Genomic DNA, 16224 nt, shown 5'->3' with positions numbered 1-16224 from the left:
TCGCGACCCCTCTGGGTGCCCAGGTTTGGGCTTATCCGGGTAGTGCATAGGAGGGACCCGCGCCCGAGCGCAGCGCCCTCGGCGTTGCGCTGAGCGGAGGGCGTGGGAGGTTCCTGTGCACCCACGCGGGTAAGCCCGGGAGGGGCCATTCGGTTAACGTGGGGAATCAAACGGCCGCCAGTTATACTGGCGGCCGTCCCTTTTTTTGGATCGTCGCCCCCAGCCCGATCACCAAGTCACGAAATGACGCCTTGGCCAGACCTTCTAGGTACGAGCAGAGATCGAGATTGGATGGTGCATAGTGACTAACCGTAGCCACCAACCGCGTCTCGGAAGTCTGCGGCTTATTCAACGACGGCGAAAAGCGACCATTCGCCAGGCACCCCCTTTAACGAGTACATGCCTTGGTCAATGAACCCGATCCCCGAGCCGACAACCAGGTCTTTGACCGTATTGGACACCAGGATACTGCCCGGCGACGCATTGCTGCAGATGCGTGACGCAACATGCACCGCGAGCCCACTCAGATCGGTCTCGCGCCGCTCGCATTCACCGGTATGCAGTCCAGCGCGCATGGTGAGGCCGAGACGCGACAGTTCCTGTATGATTGCCCGCGCGCACTGGATAGCCCGGGTAGGCCCGGTGAAAGCCAAAACGAAGCCATCGCCCGTGCGGTTGACTTCCTGGCCACCGAAGTTCTTCAGCTCTCGTCGCACGACACCGTCATGCGCTTGCAGAGTCTCCTTCCATTTGAGGTCTCCGATTGCCGCGAGCTTTTCGGTTGATCCAACAATATCGGTCACGAGCACGGTCAGGAGGACCCGCTCGGAGGGCGGACTATTTCGGGTTCCAGTCAGGAACTCCTGCACTTCACCTACCAGTCGTTCCTGGTCACCCCACCACGGTAAGTGATCGTCGCCGGGAAGCACGACCAACTTGGCGCCTGGAATATGATCGGCAAGATATTGGGCTTCGGGGACAGAATGCCAGCGGTCTCCGCTGCGATGCAGCACTAGAGTAGGCACCTGAACACTCGGCAAAACACCGCGTATATCGACTTCAAAACTCAGATCGTTGAGCGCTCGAACTGCACCCGGACTTGCGGAATAGCGAAGATAGGCGCCGAACCATGAGCGCGCCGCCTCATCCTTTGCCATGCTCGGCGCAGCCTGGTCGAGCTCAAAAGGCTCACCCCAATTCTCTTCCATGAGCGTGTTCCACGCGTCACGATCCTCTAGCGTTATGCCCCACGGATAGTCAGGCGCCCAGCTTTGCCGAGCATAGCTCCCGCAGAGAATAAGCGCGGCTGTACGTTCGGGATGAGTTGCGGCGAACATTGCCGCCATGTAGCCCCCCTCGGACACGCCAAGGAGGGCTGCCCGTTCCGACCCGGCAGCATCCATGACCGCCCGGATATCATCCACTCGCTCTTCGAGCGTCGCGGGCCCGACATCTCGATCGGATAGACCCATGCCCCGACGATCGAACCTGATCAAGCGCGAGAAATTGGCGAGACGCCTGAAGAACCGCGCATAGTCGGGACTTTCCCATGCATACTCCAAATGGGAGACCCAACCTTGCGCATAGACAAGATCGATTGGCCCGTCACCAAGGACCTGATAGGCGATCGATAGATTGCCGCACTTCGCGTACTGGGTGCGTGGAGCCATGGCGGTTCGAATCCCGGAAACGAAGCCAATCTCAACCGTGGACTGGAGATATGCGATCAAGCACCGTTGAGCCTGCTTCGGACGCCACAATCAGGCCACCAATGGTAGCACGTGGCCAAGTTCCTAACCTTAGCAATCTGCATGCGGTGACACGTTCTTGGCCGCCTCGAGGCCGATCCAATGCACGTTCATCAGTTGGGATCGCTACGGCCGCTTTGTCGGCGACTGCAGGCGCGCTGACGGCGCCAGCGTAGCCGCCTGGATGGTCGATCACGGCCAGGCGCTCGACTGGCCCCGCTACAGCCGTGGCGCCTATGCAGGGCAGCAGGCGAAAGCCGCAGCGGCAAAGGTCGGTCTATGGGCCGGAACGTTTCAGGCGCCTTGGGATTGGCGGGCTGAGCACGCTGACGGTGCGAGGCAGATAGCGAAACAACCGCTCGGCATCATCAGCCGCCGGCAGGTAGCGCAAAGCTACTCATGCCAGCCGCGGCGAACCTGCTCGCAAATTAGTTCGTGCGATGAGGCAAACTGGTATCTGGTCAATTGCCCCTGGGGCGGCAAGCTCGACCGCGACAAGGACGGAAGACCGTGTGAAAGTCTGTGCTGAATGCCGCCAGCAAGGCCGATCTGCGGAAGATCCGGGATGATCAGATCGCGACCGTTTATCGCCGATTTTATTGGGATGCCGTCGTCGCCCGCCTTCACGTAGCGGCGGAAGTTGGCAAGCGTGACACCCTTCATGGTGGCGCCGCCGGCGGGCCGTGTTGTCGCTCCAGCCACCTTCTGATTTCAAGACGAGCGCAAGCGCCCGCGCAAAATTGCGGTCCATAACTGTTTTCCTTTTGATGTTGGGATTTGAAGAACCGAGATTTCTCGGCTACAGGGAGTTCTTCTTCTGGGGCGGAATCATGAAATTCTCGCAGATCGCCGCACTGACATCATTGCGATTTTTTGCTGCGGCTTCGATTTTTGTATACCATGCGCAGGTACATATCTTTGGGATAAACCATCCTCAACTTGCGCTCGGCGTTTCGTTTTTCTTCGTTCTGTCCGGGTTCGTGCTGACGTACGCCTACCGTGACCTGCGGTGGGATGAAATCGGCGACTTCTACTTCGCCAGGTTCGCGCGGATTTGGCCGGTTCATGCCGTGACCTTTGTGGCGGCCGCAGTTTTCCTGACGCCCTCTTTTTTCAGCGTATGGAGCGGAATTATAGGCGCTATCAATATCTCGCTGCTTCAAGCATGGGTGCCATACCAAGGCGTCGTTTTCTCGTTCAACGCCGCATCGTGGAGCATATCTGCCGAGATGGCGTTTTATGCGCTGTTTCCCGCACTGTTGCTCACTCGGCGGTTTGGTTCCTGGTACTTCGCGCTTGCGGCAGTCACCGTCTTGATAGTCGGCGCTCTGGCCGCATTGCGACTTCCTGGGCCAACGAGCCCGTGGACCTTCAACCCAATTTCGTTCGCATTCCAGTTTCCATTGTCAAGAGTATTGGAATTCGCAACTGGCGTGTTTGCTGGCAGACTCTATGTCACTGGCCGCGCCGCGAATGTGAAGGGCACAGTTTTCGAAGTGGGAAGCCTCGTAAGTGTTCTGATCTTCGCCGTTTTCAGCCAGTGTCTTATCCCATGGCTCAGCCAGTCGGGAGGGATGTTTTTCTTCGCCGCAGCCATTTTCGTTTTTGCGCGGGAGGCCGGCAAAATTAGCAAAGCTCTTTCATGGCCTCCGCTGGTTCGTCTCGGCGAGATCAGCTTTTCAACCTACATGCTGCATGATCTGATTTTGCGAATAGCCGTCACGCACGGCCTGGTCCAGAGGATCGGGAAACCATGGTCTGTCCTCCTGATCGTGCCGCTGGTCTATGTCTTGTCATATGTGATGTGGGCTGGCGTGGAGGTGAGATTTCGTAAGATATTGATGGGTATGCGAAATTCCCGCGTAGCAACACAGCTGGTGCCCGGCCAGTAGAGAAGGGATGTTTTCTAACAACCCCTTTTCGCAGTGAGGCCGTTCAGAAGGCAAGCACCTAATGGAACTGCGCAAGCCGGCGGATCGTTTCAGCGACACATGAGGGCGCTAGGGCCCCGTTTTCTGCCCTTAACAACCGGACCTATCGCTGTTACGCCGCTGTTTTCAGCGGGCCCGATCTTTGCGATATTTTCAGAAGCGCTCCAAGGGCGAACACTCAAAAAGGATCAAAAGGGCAACCTGTACATCGCGCCATCTTCATTTTCTGGCACAACAAGCGTAACGGGGGTGTTGGGTAAGGGGGCAAAGTTAGTGAAAGCCGCGTGTGCACTTTGTATTGCGCTCATCATTTCCGGGTGTGCAGGGACCAGCGTTGTTCAGACTTCAGGTAATACCGCCATCGTAACGGCCAGAGCTGCGCCTGTCTGTGGTGGCGTGGGCGCCGAGAGGGTCGCCGTCAGAGAAGCCGCCATTGAGACGATCAAGGCAGGGTTCGACAAATACATCATCTACGATGCTGCGGCTCAGAACACTGTCACGACTACGCAGATGCCGGGGACGGCCACGACAATGGGCACTATCAACGGCGGAATGCTAAACGCGACGACCACCTATCAGCCGGGGCCAACAATCTACTCAGGTCACCACTCCCAAGCCTTTGCCATCAAGATGTTCAAGGCGAGCGACCCTCTTGGCGCCAATGCTGTTGATGCGAGGACAACGCTCGGCCCAGAGTGGCCAAAGCTGATTAAGCAGGGGTCTTTGACGACCTGCACGTGACGGGTGCTCTGGTCATAGAGTTCCGCCTACCGGGCCGCCCATACAGCGCATCTGACGCTGCAGCAGCTCAAGCTCATGTCGGCGATCAAGCACTGTCGCACTGCGGCCCTTGGCGGTCACGTGGAGGCCTGCGAGGACTGCGGCCAGTGGCGCATCGCCTACAACTCCTGCCGCAACCGGCACTGTCCGAGGTGCCAGGGTGCCACGGCGCGGACATGGCTTGCCGAGCGCGAGGCCGACCTGCTGCCGGTCGGCTACTTTGCACACCGTGGGCTACCTGAGGCCAGCAGCCGTAAGCGCTCGGTACACTGACCCCCGACCGATGCCGAGGGACGCGGCGATCTCTGATACGGATTTCTGTTGCTGGTACAAGACGACTGCTTCACCGGCCTTTGCTCGCGCCGTAGGCTTCCGCCCTTTGTATTTCTTATCTGCCTTCGCCTTCGCGATGCCTTCCTTCTGTCGCTCTCTCATCAGGCCCCGCTCGAACTCTGCGAAAGCGGCGAACATGTTCAGCATCAGCCGACCGTATGCTCCGGTCGTGTCCAGCGTCTCCTTGCCGAACTGTAAGACCTTCAGACCTACACCACGTCCATGCAGGCCATCGACAATATCACCAAGGGTCCGCGTATTCCGCGCCAAGCGATCGATCTTGGTCACCACCAGCGTATCGCCCTTGCGCAGAAATTTGAGCGTACGATCGAGCTCCTGTCGATCCCCCAGGGCTGAGACTTGCTCCGAAAAGACTTCTTCGCAACCGGCGGCTTTGAGGTCACGTATCTGGGCCTCCAGTCCCGCTACCTGCTCTTCTGTTGAAGTTCGTGCGTAGCCGACCTGCATCCTACTCTCCAATGTCCAATAGCCTCTGAGCTTTTGAGTCAGATACGTCCAAAAGTCAATAAGAACCTTATTGGACGCCGCTAGGGCTTGTTGGAGGTCGTCCGGTAGACCCTGCCCATGTGGACAGCATGTCAATGGATCGTAGGATTGCGCAGGGCGTCCCGCCTACGCCGCCGTACCCATAAAACGAGCGGCCGGCTCAGGATCATCGTAGGATTGCACTGAACGACGGCATTTGAGGCTGTGCAGCCATGACTTCTTTGGGGCCGTTTGCGGACCGGCTGCTTCAGGCGGCAAATCTTCAGGGCCGGACATTACGGTCGCCGTGACCATTGTCGTGACCTGACCCGATGCTGCCGTTCAGTCTCACGATCAGGAAGTCCTAGAATGTGAGAAAAGGCGACATGGGATCGCGACGGAAAACTGAAATATCGGAACGTCGCTTCACTCGAGCCCGATCCACACAAAGCCGTCCTGCTTTCGGCAGGGGTATACGATCAGTTTTGCGCGGTTTTTCGAAATGTCACCGGCGAATTCATAGCCCGGCGCAGTACCATCCTGCTGCAGCTGCGCCCACCCCCTGATTTCGCCGGTGGACAGGTCGAAACAACTCTGATGCCAGCGGCAGACCAGGCCAAGATCTGCGGTGATCGTGCTCTCCGTGTGTGGGAGCTTCAGCTTTTCGGCCTCAGTGGAACTTCGGCGTTCGTAGAGCGGCAGATGAAGATGCGGGCAAGCATTGTTGAAGGCGCAATAGTTGTCGGATCCGCGAACGACGACGATATCGTAATCTTCAAAATCGAGAATCCGACGTTCGTAGGGCCGAAGCTCGTCTTCGGCAAAAGCGCGAACCCACCTCCTGCCGCCGTGACGGATGGTTTCGCGAAGCCCCTTGGAATTCAGTTCGGCGTCAATTTCGGGCTTCAGCCTGACTATTTCAAACAGGCTTGTGCGCTCGGCGGTACCGCGAAGGCGTACCCTGACGAAGTCGCCGATTTCCACCTTGTCGGCGATCTGATCGCGGAGGGCCTCGGATATTAGCAATCGCGTACCGGCATCTTTATTGGCGGCCTCGACCCGGCTGGCCAGATTTACAACGTCGCCGATGGCCGTCAGACGTTCGTGTCCGGCGAAACCCAATGTGCCGATGACGGCTTCGCCATAGTTGAGGCCGATACGAATATCGAAATCGATGCCATACATCGAGGCAAAGAAAGGCTTCAGACGATCGACCGTGGCGAGGGTCTGAAGTGCGGCGTTCACGGCGCGGAGCGGGGCGTCTGGCTGGTCGTCGATACCGAATATTGCCATGAGCCCATCGCCGATCAGTTTGTCAATGAAACCGCCATTCTGCTCGATGACGTCGCCGACTTGGGCGAAGTAACGATTGAGCAGATACATCACGTCGTAGGGGGAAAGCCGCTCCGACAGCGCGGTGAAATCGACAATATCACTGAAGAAGACCGCAACATGCCTTGCTTCGCCGCAACGCGTCGCGGCAGAAGTGCCCAGCTGGCTAGTGATCATCATGTCGGTTTCGTCTAGCACCAGGCGTCGGACGCGAAGCTCGCCTTCCGGCCTGAGCTGACAGGCCAGCCGAACCTCATCGGCCAATCTCAACCGGTTCGCCATCAGGGTTTCGTCCGGATTCCGGTCCGGGCAAGCCTCAATGCCGTCGAGAACCCAAACGCGGCATGTCGAGCATTTCGCCCTGCCGCCGCATGCATGGGCGAACGGCACGCCCGATCTGAGAGCCGCCTCGAGCAAGGTCTCATCCGCGGCCACGTCGAAATCCACTCTGTCGGGTAAAGCGGTTACTTTGGTCATATCACCGAACACAGGTCCGTCGCGTTAACTGGCTTGTCAGTGTAGCACCAAACGGCTCAGGCAATAGAATCGTGCAAAATTCGAGTACCAACGAAGCCGAAATGGTTTCGTTGCGGGGACCGGACCACAAGACCGCTTGCATCGGCAGCGACCGCTTGCCGAGCGGACAACGAGGGTTCATCACGGCGCGGATCGTGGTGGTGACGCTGCAGAGCAGAAACCGGCTTCGTCGAGATGCGACAACCAGGCAGCAACGATGTACGCCAACTATCAGCGCGCGAAGCAGACCATCTCGCTCTAATCGTCGAACTTTCGTCAATGGCGCAACCGCGACCTCCAGCGGGGTCGCCGGCAATGTCTGCTTTTCAGGCGGTGGCAAAGCTGACCTCAACGACCGACATAGGGCGCAAAGCAGCCACAGCACCTACGACGAATAAATTGCCGGCGGGCGCTTGTCCTGCGGCCTCTAACGACTGACGGCGAGCAGCCTGTCCGCCGCCCCAGCAAAAGCGCGCAGTGTCGCCTGCTCCTGTGCTACTGCCTTTTCGTAGAGCCTGTTATATGTCCGCCAATGCATTCCTCGAGGCTTGTCCGCAAGTCGTAGCGGGACGCTTGCGGTTCCTCCAAGGCGTTGCCGCAATTTCCGTGCCTTAGAGAGACATCGAAAGCGAGGATCTTCGCTCTGGGAGCGATAACTGAGATCCAAACACACACGGCAGCGAAAGCCGTTACCGTCGTAAAGAACTGCGCATCTACGATTGCAGGACGGGCAAATGAACCAGCGCCGCTCACCGCCGAAATGTTGTTCCGTGGAATCAAGCGCGATGACCTCGTGCACGTGCCGCCACTCCTGGGCCGGTCCTCGACGATGATAGGTCAACTCCAGGCTGCCTTCCTCCACGAAAATCCCGATCGAACCGGAAGGACGGCCGCCGACATTCCAGGTCAACTCCCCTCGGCGCCCGGGCGCCAGCAACCTGCTCTTGCGCAAGTCCGAGATGCGAAGATACAGCAGGTCCTCGCACTTCTTGCGAGCTCCGTTTCGCCACCGATTCCCTGATCCTGCGCCGCCCATTGATACCTCCGATTTTCCCGAAATAGTGTGCGTATCTGAGCAACTCTTACAACGCAGGGGCATAAGGAACTCTGACAACGAGACCCCTAGGATATCGATGGCGCAGCTCGTTCCAGAACGAATCCCGCGTCTGCGCTCAGGCTATCTGGTCTGCAGTGCCTTCTTCAGGTAGCCAGCCGACCGAGGTAGCGATCGAAGAGCCCTTCATTCCAGCAGAAGGATTGCAGAAGGGATTGCAGACCTCATTTCAATTTGAATCCAAGCTATTGCGGGCCGGAAGCGGACTCGGCAGGAATGCGTTCGAGCCTTTCTAGGAAGGTGATAGGCTTTGACATCCTTTTGGTCCCAATGCATCCGGTCGCGCGATCCGCTACTGGAACAGCACCGGGCCACGGGGTATCGCGCCCTCCCTCTGCTCTGGATGCACCATTCAGTCGGTACAGCTTTGTGCACGTACATACATATTTGTGCATCCAGCGGCCCAATGGCCGCGAAATAGCCGGATAATCCCTCGCTCGCTTCGGTCATCCCGCGGCCCGCCCTGCCGGTTGTTTCTATGCCAGGTCATGCCCGCCTCCGAAGCGGCACGACATGCGGCGGATTGTTCGGCTGCGCCATATGGCGCTCGCGCCACATCCGCTTGGCGATGCCGGGGATCGCCGATATCACCTTCGCGGTCGGCCGGGCTGCTGCCCATGCGAGCAGGTCGAGTTGCGTCGTATCGTTCTTGCGCTTTTTCATGCCGCGCTCCGTTGGCCTTGCACGATTGCGGGGGTCAGCCTTCCGGTCTCGAGCAACTTGCGCATTCGCGTCATCGCGAGCGGTCCAAGCTGGCAGTCCGCGAACAGTGTCAAGAAGGCCGCCGCCAGTTCCTGCTCGCTGGACGGCGCCGGGAAGGGAATGTGCAGGTCATCGCCTTTGGCTGATGCATATCCATTGGGAGGGACAGTGCTAACCATGAGAGGTTCTTCAGGTTCTTCCTCCTTCATAGACATATCCTGAGGGGTATATGGGGGGATATTGCCAGCAATGGCTGCGGGGACGTCACACTCGCTAGGTGCGTGTGACATCGGTCCATCTGTCTCTGCAATTTCTGCGGGGACAGAACGAGCCAGGCTGCGCCTGTCAGCCTGTCGAAGAGCCATCTGCTCCTTGAGGTGTTCGACCGTATAAGAGACATGATCGAGGATCTCGTCGGCCCTCGGATTCTCTACGCGAAAAACTTGCGAGGAACGCGTCTTCGTCTCCGTGTCGATCAGATAACCTCGTCCTAGTAGCCTGCCGCGACAGGTTGATATCTGGCGTTCGGAAAGGCCAGTCCGTGCCCTCGCGGCTGAGATGGTCAGGTATGTCGTTCGCGTCGGCCACGTCAGGAAGGCGAGATAGGCAACCATCAACGACAGGTCGCTCGGCTGCATCTTCGGATCGGCCGCGACCGTCTCGATCAGACTTAGCTTGAAGCTCGCCTTGGACGCGTTTGCTGCCTTGTCGTCGTTCATGCTGCGCGCGCCTGGGTCAGTATCAATGCTCATGTGTGTGGTTCCTCGCCGCAATTCTGGCGCAGCGCCCCTGAAAAAACTCTGCCAAGGCGGTTACAGGACTGCGGGACGCTCATGGCTTAGCTGCCCGACCGCCTGCAAAGCGCTCGATCGCGCGATTTAGGCTGCCTTCCAAGGAGACCAGTGGCGACCTGTGGCGTCAGCTCGTAATGGAGTTTCAACACCTCCAGGACGGCCATCTGTGAGCTTTCGACGATCACCACTCATCTGGGCATAGGTCGCGCCGTCTTTGATCGCCGCGCCGACTATTTCATAAACGAACCGGCGCGCTAGGAGGTCGCGGGTCGACGCCGCGTCGCTCATTTTTCCCGAGCCCACTCTTTTCGGCCATCAATAGCGCCATGGCGACGCCCAAAAGCCTCGAGCTTATCGACCTCGAAGGCGATGCCCTTGCCGGGGCGCATGGTGCCGTCGCCGGCTTTGTAAAATTCGCGGTCGTTGCACAGATGGTAGTCACTGAACGTGTCGAGCGAGATGCGAATCTCCAGTTTCCCATTCTTCGGTACGACGGCGACGAGATCGGATTGAGATGCGGTGTAAGTGCCCATCAGGCCACCGCCTTTTCTGCCGGCCTTTCCGACGTGGACCCGACCGGCTTAGAAAGCCGAGACGCGGCCCAGGCGTCCAGCGCCTGCGGCGTGTAGAGCGGAATGCGCCCCGCGTACTGCATTTTCGGACCGCCGCCGATCGTGGCGAGCTTGTTCAGTGTTGCGAGCGCGACGGGGATGCCGTGCTTCTCTAGCATGTAGGCCGGAACCTCTGATCGGCGGAGGCGCGGGCGATCACTAGCAGTCATTGAGGCCATCTCCAAAATCATACTATCACGCGTGCGATTAGTGGTATATTGGAGACAGGGGTGGTTAAGTCAAGCGAATTGTATCGCACGCGTGATAGCATGGTGTGGGGATAGACGAAGTGGCCAAAAAAACGTTGGTGAGGGACCAAGATCAATTCCTCGTCCGCCTTCCAGAAGGCATGCGCGACCGAATCAAGGCCAAGGCCGATCGCGCCGGAATGTCGATGAACGAAGCAGTGGTCTGGTGCCTGGAGCAATACTTCCCCGCTCCCATAACGCTGGAGCAAAAGATCGACGACCTTGTCCAGATGGTGGCGATTCTAAAGGGTGACGACGACAAGGCCGCAGGCATCGATCGTCTTGTTGACGAGATTCACGACGCCATCGCCGAGATTGAGGATAAGAAAATCCCAGCGCCGACAGATTTCAGAAGGGCGGTGTCAGAACGGTGGGAACGGTGGCAAGAAGAGGAAGCCGAAAACCAGTCCGATCTGCATGAGAACCGCTTTGACGATAGCAACTGGCCGGAGCCAAGCTATCGAGGGCCGATTGAAGGGCCCACCCCTGACGACGATTCGATTTCAAACGATCTGCCGAAAAAGGACTAAGCCCGTCGCGGCATCTCGATCAGGTCCGCGGTCTTCCCAGTCATCTGCCGGTAGACGTCGCCGCAAATTTTATTGGCCGCCGCCATCAGAACAGTATCGAGCCTGTGCACGTACTTGCTGGTCACGGTCCCGCCGGCGTGCCCGAGCATGGCCGCGATGGTGCTATCGGCAAATCCAAGATCCCCGCCGACGGATGCATAGGAGTGGCGCATGGTGTGCGGCGTGACACCGACCAGCTCGGCCCTCTCCATAAACCTAACCCACGCACCCGCCAGGCCGTTGTAGTGGCCTGTCTTGCGCAAGGCAGGGAGGACGTAGGGATTGCCGGAAACGCGGATGGCCCTGCGCAGCACGTCGAATGCTTCGCGGCCAACGGGGCGCACGGAAGGCCCGCTCTTGCTGTCCTTCAGCCGGAAGCAACCGGCGGCCTCGTCTACCTCATCCCATCTGAGCGTCGATATTTCACCCAGCCGGCAGCCTGTGAGCGCGAGCAGCCAGGCGCCAGCCTTTGCCTGAGGCGTGTCGAGATCTGCCGCCTCGCCGGTGAGAGCATCGCCGATGGCGCGGTATTCATCGGCAGTCAGGCGCCGGTCGCGAACGTTGTCAGCGGGCAGGGGAACCCCCTGGACTGGATTCGTTGCGATGATGCCTTCGCCGACGGCATAGGTAAGGATACCGCCGAGAAAGCCTGTCGTGCGCGCGGCGGTGCCGGCACCACCAGTGACTAGGACGCGGTTCCCATTCTTGCCGGACCGATCGCGCCGGGCTGTTTTGCCAATCGTGACGTCCCGAACGAACTTCACGATGTCGGCGCGGGTGACGTCGATCACAAGTTTCGTGCCGAGCAGTGGCTTGATGTGGCGCTCGATTCTGCCCCTATCGATTTCAATCGTCGATGCCTTCTTGGGGCGTCGGCTCCGGCCGAGGATCGCGCCCTTGTCCGCCGCCTTCAGGTACTGGTCGCAGAGCTGGGCAACGGTTAGAGATTTCCGACGGGTCTTGCGCTCGAGCAGCGGATCGCCCTTCTGAAGCACTACGCCCCCCATCGTCTCGATCGCCAGCTTGCGCGCCTGTTCCGCGGTGATGGCTCCATGTCGACCGATCGTCATTCGCCGCCGCACACCGTCGCCGGATCGGTAGTCGACGAAGTAGGTCCGGCTGCCAGTTGGATGGATGTAGGCACCGAAGCCCTTAAGTTCCGAACACCAGATGGTGTATTGCTTATCCCGGAGTTCGGCACCGTCGACGACAGCCTTGGTGAGTTTTGGCATTGGAGAGCCATCCTTGAAAGGGTCGGCTCACCATATGCTCACCGCGAGCGTGGAAACAAGAGCAAACCGCCGCCCTATTTGGAAAGCTTGCGAAACACCAGATGCATTGCATCACATGACTTTGGCCTGTTCAAGAAAACATCCGCCATCATAGGCACATGCCATCCGGCGGCCCAAGGAGGGCAGCCATTACGATCTGCCGATCGCGCTTGGCCTGATGGCGGCACTGGGCGCCATTCCGGGCGACATGCTGGCCGGCTATGTCGTGCTTGGCGAATTGTCGCTCGACGGTACGATTGCCGCCGTCGCCGGCGCCTTGCCGGCGGCAATTGGCGCCAACGCGGAAGGCAAGGGCCTGATCTGCCCGTTCGCCTGCGGGCCGGAAGCGGCCTGGGCCGGCAAGGATTTCGACATTCTGGCACCACGCAGCCTGATTGCGATCGCCAATCATTTCCGCGGCACGCAGGTGCTGTCGCGCCCCGAAGCCGGCATCCACGCCTCGGCGCGCGACCTGCCAGACCTTGCCGACATCAAGGGCCAGGAGACCGCCAAGCGGGCGCTGGAAGTGGCGGCGGCCGGTGGGCACAACCTTTTGATGATCGGGCCGCCGGGATCGGGCAAGTCGATGCTGGCGCAGCGGCTGCCGTCGATCCTGCCGCCGCTGGCGCCGAAGGAATTGCTGGAAGTCTCGATGATCGCCTCGGTGGCGGGAGAACTCGGCGAAGGCAAGCTGACCGACCGGCGGCCGTTCCGCGCGCCGCACCATTCGGCCTCGATGGCGGCGATGGTCGGGGGCGGCATCCGCGCCCGGCCGGGCGAAGTGTCGCTCGCCCATCACGGCGTGCTGTTCCTCGACGAGTTTCCCGAATTCACGCCGCAGACGCTCGACGCGCTGCGCCAGCCGCTGGAGACCGGCGACTGCATGATCGCGCGCGCCAACCATCGCGTCACCTATCCGGCGCGCATCCAGCTGGTCGCGGCGATGAACCCGTGCCGCTGCGGCATGGCGGGCGAGCCGGGCTATCGCTGCCTGCGCGGCGAGCGCTGCCGCACCGATTACCAGGCGCGCATCTCGGGCCCGCTGCTCGACCGCATCGATCTCAGGATCGAGGTACCGGCGGTCTCGGCCAGCGACCTGATCCGGCCCGACCGGGCGGAGAAGAGTGCTTCCGTGGCGCTGCGCGTGGCACGGGCTCGCACCATCCAGCGCGAACGTTTCGAACGGCTCGGCGTCAGCGCCACCACCAACGCGCATTGCGCGCCGGCGGTCATCGAGGAGGTCGCCATGCCGGATGCCGCCGGCCTGTCGCTGCTCAAGGACGCGAGCGAAAAGCTCGCCTTTTCGGCGCGGGCCTATCATCGCGTGCTGAAAGTGGCGCGCACACTGGCCGATCTCGACGCCAGCGAAACGGTCGGCCGCATCCATCTGGCCGAGGCGATTTCCTACCGCATGAGTTCGGAGCGCGTGGCGCAGGCGGCGTGACGCCCCCTCCAAGGGCTGGAAACGCAAGCGGCGGCACCTTGCCCTTGGCTCTGATGAAACTTCGGCTCAGGCCGAGGCGCGTGCCCTCAGCTCCAGCCGCCGCGCGTGCAGCACCGGCTCGGTGTAGCCGTTGGGCTGGATGCGGCCCTTGAAGACCAGGTCGCAGGCGGCCTGGAAGGCGATGGAGTTGTCGAAGTCGGCCGCCATAGGCTGATAGAGCGGGTCGCCGACATTCTGCAGGTCGACGATGGCCGCCATGCGCCGCAGGGAATCCATCACCTGGATGCGCGAGCAGACGTCGTGGTGCAGCCAGTTGGCGATGTGCTGCGAGGAAATGCGCAGCGTGGCGCGGTCCTCCATCAGGCCGACATCGTTGATGTCGGGGACTTTCGAACAGCCGACGCCCTGGTCGATCCAGCGCACGACATAGCCCAGGATGCCCTGCGCGTTGTTGTCGAGCTCACGCTGGATCTCGTCGGGGGTCCAGTTCGGGCGCACCGCCACCGGCACGGACAGGATATCGTCGAGCTTGGCCTTGGGCCGATTCTTCAGCGCCGCCTGCACGGCGTGGACATCGACCTTGTGGTAGTGTGTTGCATGCAGTGTCGCCGCCGTCGGCGACGGCACCCAGGCGGTGTTGGCGCCGGCCTTGGGGTGGGCGATCTTCTGTTCCAGCATCGCCGCCATCAAATCCGGCATCGCCCACATGCCCTTGCCGATCTGTGCGTGGCGGGCCAGCCCGCATTCGAGCCCGGTGTCGACATTCCAGGCCTCGTAGGCGGAAATCCAGGCGGCCTGCTTCATGTCGCCCTTGCGGATCATCGGGCCGGCTTCCATCGAGGTGTGGATCTCGTCGCCGGTGCGGTCGAGGAAGCCGGTGTTGATGAACACCACACGTTCCCTGGCGGCGCGGATCGCCTCCTTGAGGTTGACGGTGGTGCGCCGCTCCTCGTCCATGATGCCCATCTTGATGGTGTTCTTCGCCATGCCGAGCAGGGCTTCGACGCGGTCGAATATCTCGACGGCGAAGGCGACTTCCTCCGGCCCGTGCATCTTGGGCTTCACGACATACATCGAGCCGGCGCGGGAGTTGGCGCGGCGACCGTTTGGCGCGACATCGTGCAGCGCGATCAGCGCCGTCATTGCCGCATCCATGATGCCTTCCGGCACCTCGTTGCCGTCGCGATCCAGGATCGCCGGATTGGTCATCAGGTGGCCGACATTCCTGACCAGCATCAGCGAGCGGCCGGGCACGGTCAGCGTGCCGCCGGCGGGCGCGGTGTAGGCGCGGTCGGGGTTGAGCTTGCGGACAAAACTCTTGCCGCCCTTGGTGATTTCTTCGGCCAGATCGCCCTTCATCAGGCCGAGCCAGTTGCGATAGACGACGACCTTGTCCTCAGCATCCACCGCCGCGACCGAATCCTCGCAGTCCTGGATGGTGGTCAATGCCGATTCCAGGATGACATCGGCGATCCCCGCCGGATCTGTCCTGCCGATCTGGTTGTTGCGGTCGATCACGATCTCGATGTGCAGGCCGTTCTTGACCAGGAGCACGGCTTCAGGGTTGGCGGCGTCGCCGCGATAGCCGGCGAATTGCTTGGTATTGGCGAGTGTCGTGACACCGGCACCCTCGCCCAGCCGCAGCATGCCGTTGATAAACGAAAGGCCGTTGACGCCCGCCCATTTGCCCGAGGTGAGCGGCACCGACTGGTCGAGGAAGTCCTTAGCCCAGGCAACGACCTTGGCGCCGCGCGTCGGATTGAAGCCCTTGCCCTTCTCTGCACCGCCGATCTCGGGAATGGCGTCGGTGCCGTAGAGCGCATCGTAGAGCGAACCCCAGCGCGCATTGGCGGCGTTGAGCGCGTAGCGGGCATTCATCACCGGCACGACCAGCTGCGGGCCGGCAACGACTGCGATTTCCGGATCGACATTTTCGGTCGACACGCTGAAGGCCGGCCCCTCGGGGACGAGATAGCCGATCTCCTTCAGGAAGGTCTTGTAGGCCTCCATGTCGATGGGCGCGCCATGGTCGCGATACCAGCTGTCGAGCTTCTCCTGCATGGCGTCGCGTTTTGCCAGCAGCGCCCGGTTTTTCGGCGCCAGGTCATGGACAATGACCGAGAAGCCGTTCCAGAAGTCGGCCGCTTCGATGCCGGTGCCGGGCAGCACCTCGCAAGCCACAAAATCATGCAGCTCGCGGGCAATCCGCAATCCGGCGATCTCGATGCGATCGGTCATCAGGCTTCTCCAGATGAAAGGCTTTGCGGGCCTTTGGCATGTCAGGTTTGCCGGGTCAATTCAGCTTAGGGTGAAGGTCGGGCATTTACATCGCTTCATACAGCGTG

At 60.4% G+C, this 16224-nt stretch carries 13 protein-coding genes and 2 pseudogenes; 6 read left to right on the top strand and 9 right to left on the bottom strand.

Annotated elements, in window-relative coordinates; all coding sequences use genetic code 11:
* Nucleotides 1-344: 344 nt before the first annotated feature.
* Entirely contained in the window at nucleotides 345-1730 is a 1386-nt protein-coding gene (locus AC1D0I_RS02230) for an adenylate/guanylate cyclase domain-containing protein (RefSeq protein WP_245446118.1), read from the bottom strand.
* Nucleotides 1731-1932: 202 nt separating this feature from the next.
* Here AC1D0I_RS02230 and AC1D0I_RS02225 point away from each other — a divergent pair, with 202 nt between their 5' ends.
* The 4 genes and pseudogenes from AC1D0I_RS02225 to AC1D0I_RS02210 all read left to right on the top strand — a co-directional run.
* Nucleotides 1933-2277, top strand: coding sequence for an excalibur calcium-binding domain-containing protein (locus tag AC1D0I_RS02225; RefSeq protein ID WP_477305710.1), 345 nt, complete (start codon nucleotides 1933-1935; stop codon nucleotides 2275-2277).
* A 157-nt stretch (nucleotides 2278-2434) separates the two neighbouring features.
* On the top strand, nucleotides 2435-3640 hold the full coding sequence (locus AC1D0I_RS02220; RefSeq protein WP_477305679.1) for an acyltransferase family protein: 1206 nt from the start codon (nucleotides 2435-2437) through the stop codon (nucleotides 3638-3640).
* 99 nt (nucleotides 3641-3739) lie between these two features.
* Entirely contained in the window at nucleotides 3740-4420 is a 681-nt protein-coding gene (locus tag AC1D0I_RS02215; RefSeq protein ID WP_477224887.1) for a hypothetical protein, read from the top strand.
* A gap of 36 nt (nucleotides 4421-4456) precedes the next feature.
* Nucleotides 4457-4681 (top strand): annotated as a pseudogene (locus AC1D0I_RS02210) (transposase zinc-binding domain-containing protein); the annotation flags it as partial.
* Nucleotides 4682-4693: 12 nt separating this feature from the next.
* On the opposite strand, the gene AC1D0I_RS02205 reads toward AC1D0I_RS02210, so the two are convergent.
* From AC1D0I_RS02205 to AC1D0I_RS02180, 6 genes are all read right to left on the bottom strand, one after another.
* Complete coding sequence (locus AC1D0I_RS02205; RefSeq protein WP_477224886.1) at nucleotides 4694-5260, bottom strand: recombinase family protein; 567 nt, start codon at nucleotides 5258-5260, stop codon at nucleotides 4694-4696.
* Between the two features lie 444 nt (nucleotides 5261-5704).
* The gene (locus AC1D0I_RS02200) at nucleotides 5705-7087 is read right to left on the bottom strand and encodes an adenylate/guanylate cyclase domain-containing protein (protein ID WP_184874267.1); all 1383 of its coding nucleotides are present in this window, start codon (nucleotides 7085-7087) and stop codon (nucleotides 5705-5707) included.
* 1639 nt (nucleotides 7088-8726) lie between these two features.
* Complete coding sequence (locus AC1D0I_RS02195; RefSeq protein WP_477224885.1) at nucleotides 8727-8903, bottom strand: hypothetical protein; 177 nt, start codon at nucleotides 8901-8903, stop codon at nucleotides 8727-8729.
* A complete protein-coding gene (locus tag AC1D0I_RS02190; RefSeq protein WP_477392777.1) occupies nucleotides 8900-9694 on the bottom strand; it encodes a hypothetical protein in 795 nt (264 codons plus the stop codon). The genes AC1D0I_RS02195 and AC1D0I_RS02190 overlap by 4 nt, the downstream gene beginning before the upstream one ends.
* A 326-nt stretch (nucleotides 9695-10020) precedes the next feature.
* Nucleotides 10021-10269: a PC4/YdbC family ssDNA-binding protein gene (locus AC1D0I_RS02185; RefSeq protein WP_477224883.1), complete on the bottom strand. Its 249-nt coding sequence runs from the start codon at nucleotides 10267-10269 to the stop codon at nucleotides 10021-10023.
* A complete protein-coding gene (locus AC1D0I_RS02180) occupies nucleotides 10269-10466 on the bottom strand; it encodes a hypothetical protein (protein WP_477224882.1) in 198 nt (65 codons plus the stop codon). Before AC1D0I_RS02180 ends, AC1D0I_RS02185 begins: the two co-directional genes overlap by 1 nt.
* Nucleotides 10467-10636: 170 nt before the next feature.
* On the opposite strand from AC1D0I_RS02180, the gene AC1D0I_RS02175 reads away from it, so the two are divergent.
* Nucleotides 10637-11125: an Arc family DNA-binding protein gene (locus AC1D0I_RS02175; RefSeq protein ID WP_477224881.1), complete on the top strand. Its 489-nt coding sequence runs from the start codon at nucleotides 10637-10639 to the stop codon at nucleotides 11123-11125.
* Here AC1D0I_RS02175 and AC1D0I_RS02170 read toward each other — a convergent pair.
* The gene (locus AC1D0I_RS02170; RefSeq protein ID WP_477392775.1) at nucleotides 11122-12396 is read right to left on the bottom strand and encodes a tyrosine-type recombinase/integrase; all 1275 of its coding nucleotides are present in this window, start codon (nucleotides 12394-12396) and stop codon (nucleotides 11122-11124) included. The genes AC1D0I_RS02175 and AC1D0I_RS02170 overlap by 4 nt on opposite strands.
* 172 nt (nucleotides 12397-12568) lie before the next feature.
* Here AC1D0I_RS02170 and AC1D0I_RS02165 point away from each other — a divergent pair.
* Nucleotides 12569-13879: pseudogene (locus AC1D0I_RS02165) on the top strand (YifB family Mg chelatase-like AAA ATPase); the annotation flags it as partial.
* 66 nt (nucleotides 13880-13945) lie between these two features.
* Here the strand turns inward: AC1D0I_RS02165 and AC1D0I_RS02160 are convergent.
* Complete coding sequence (locus AC1D0I_RS02160; RefSeq protein ID WP_477392773.1) at nucleotides 13946-16117, bottom strand: malate synthase G; 2172 nt, start codon at nucleotides 16115-16117, stop codon at nucleotides 13946-13948.
* Nucleotides 16118-16224: the final 107 nt, after the last annotated feature.

The organism is Mesorhizobium sp. P2_D1, from assembly GCF_056404455.1.
Note: the sequence above shows the minus strand (reverse complement) of the source record. Positions and strands in the feature narration are given on the sequence as shown.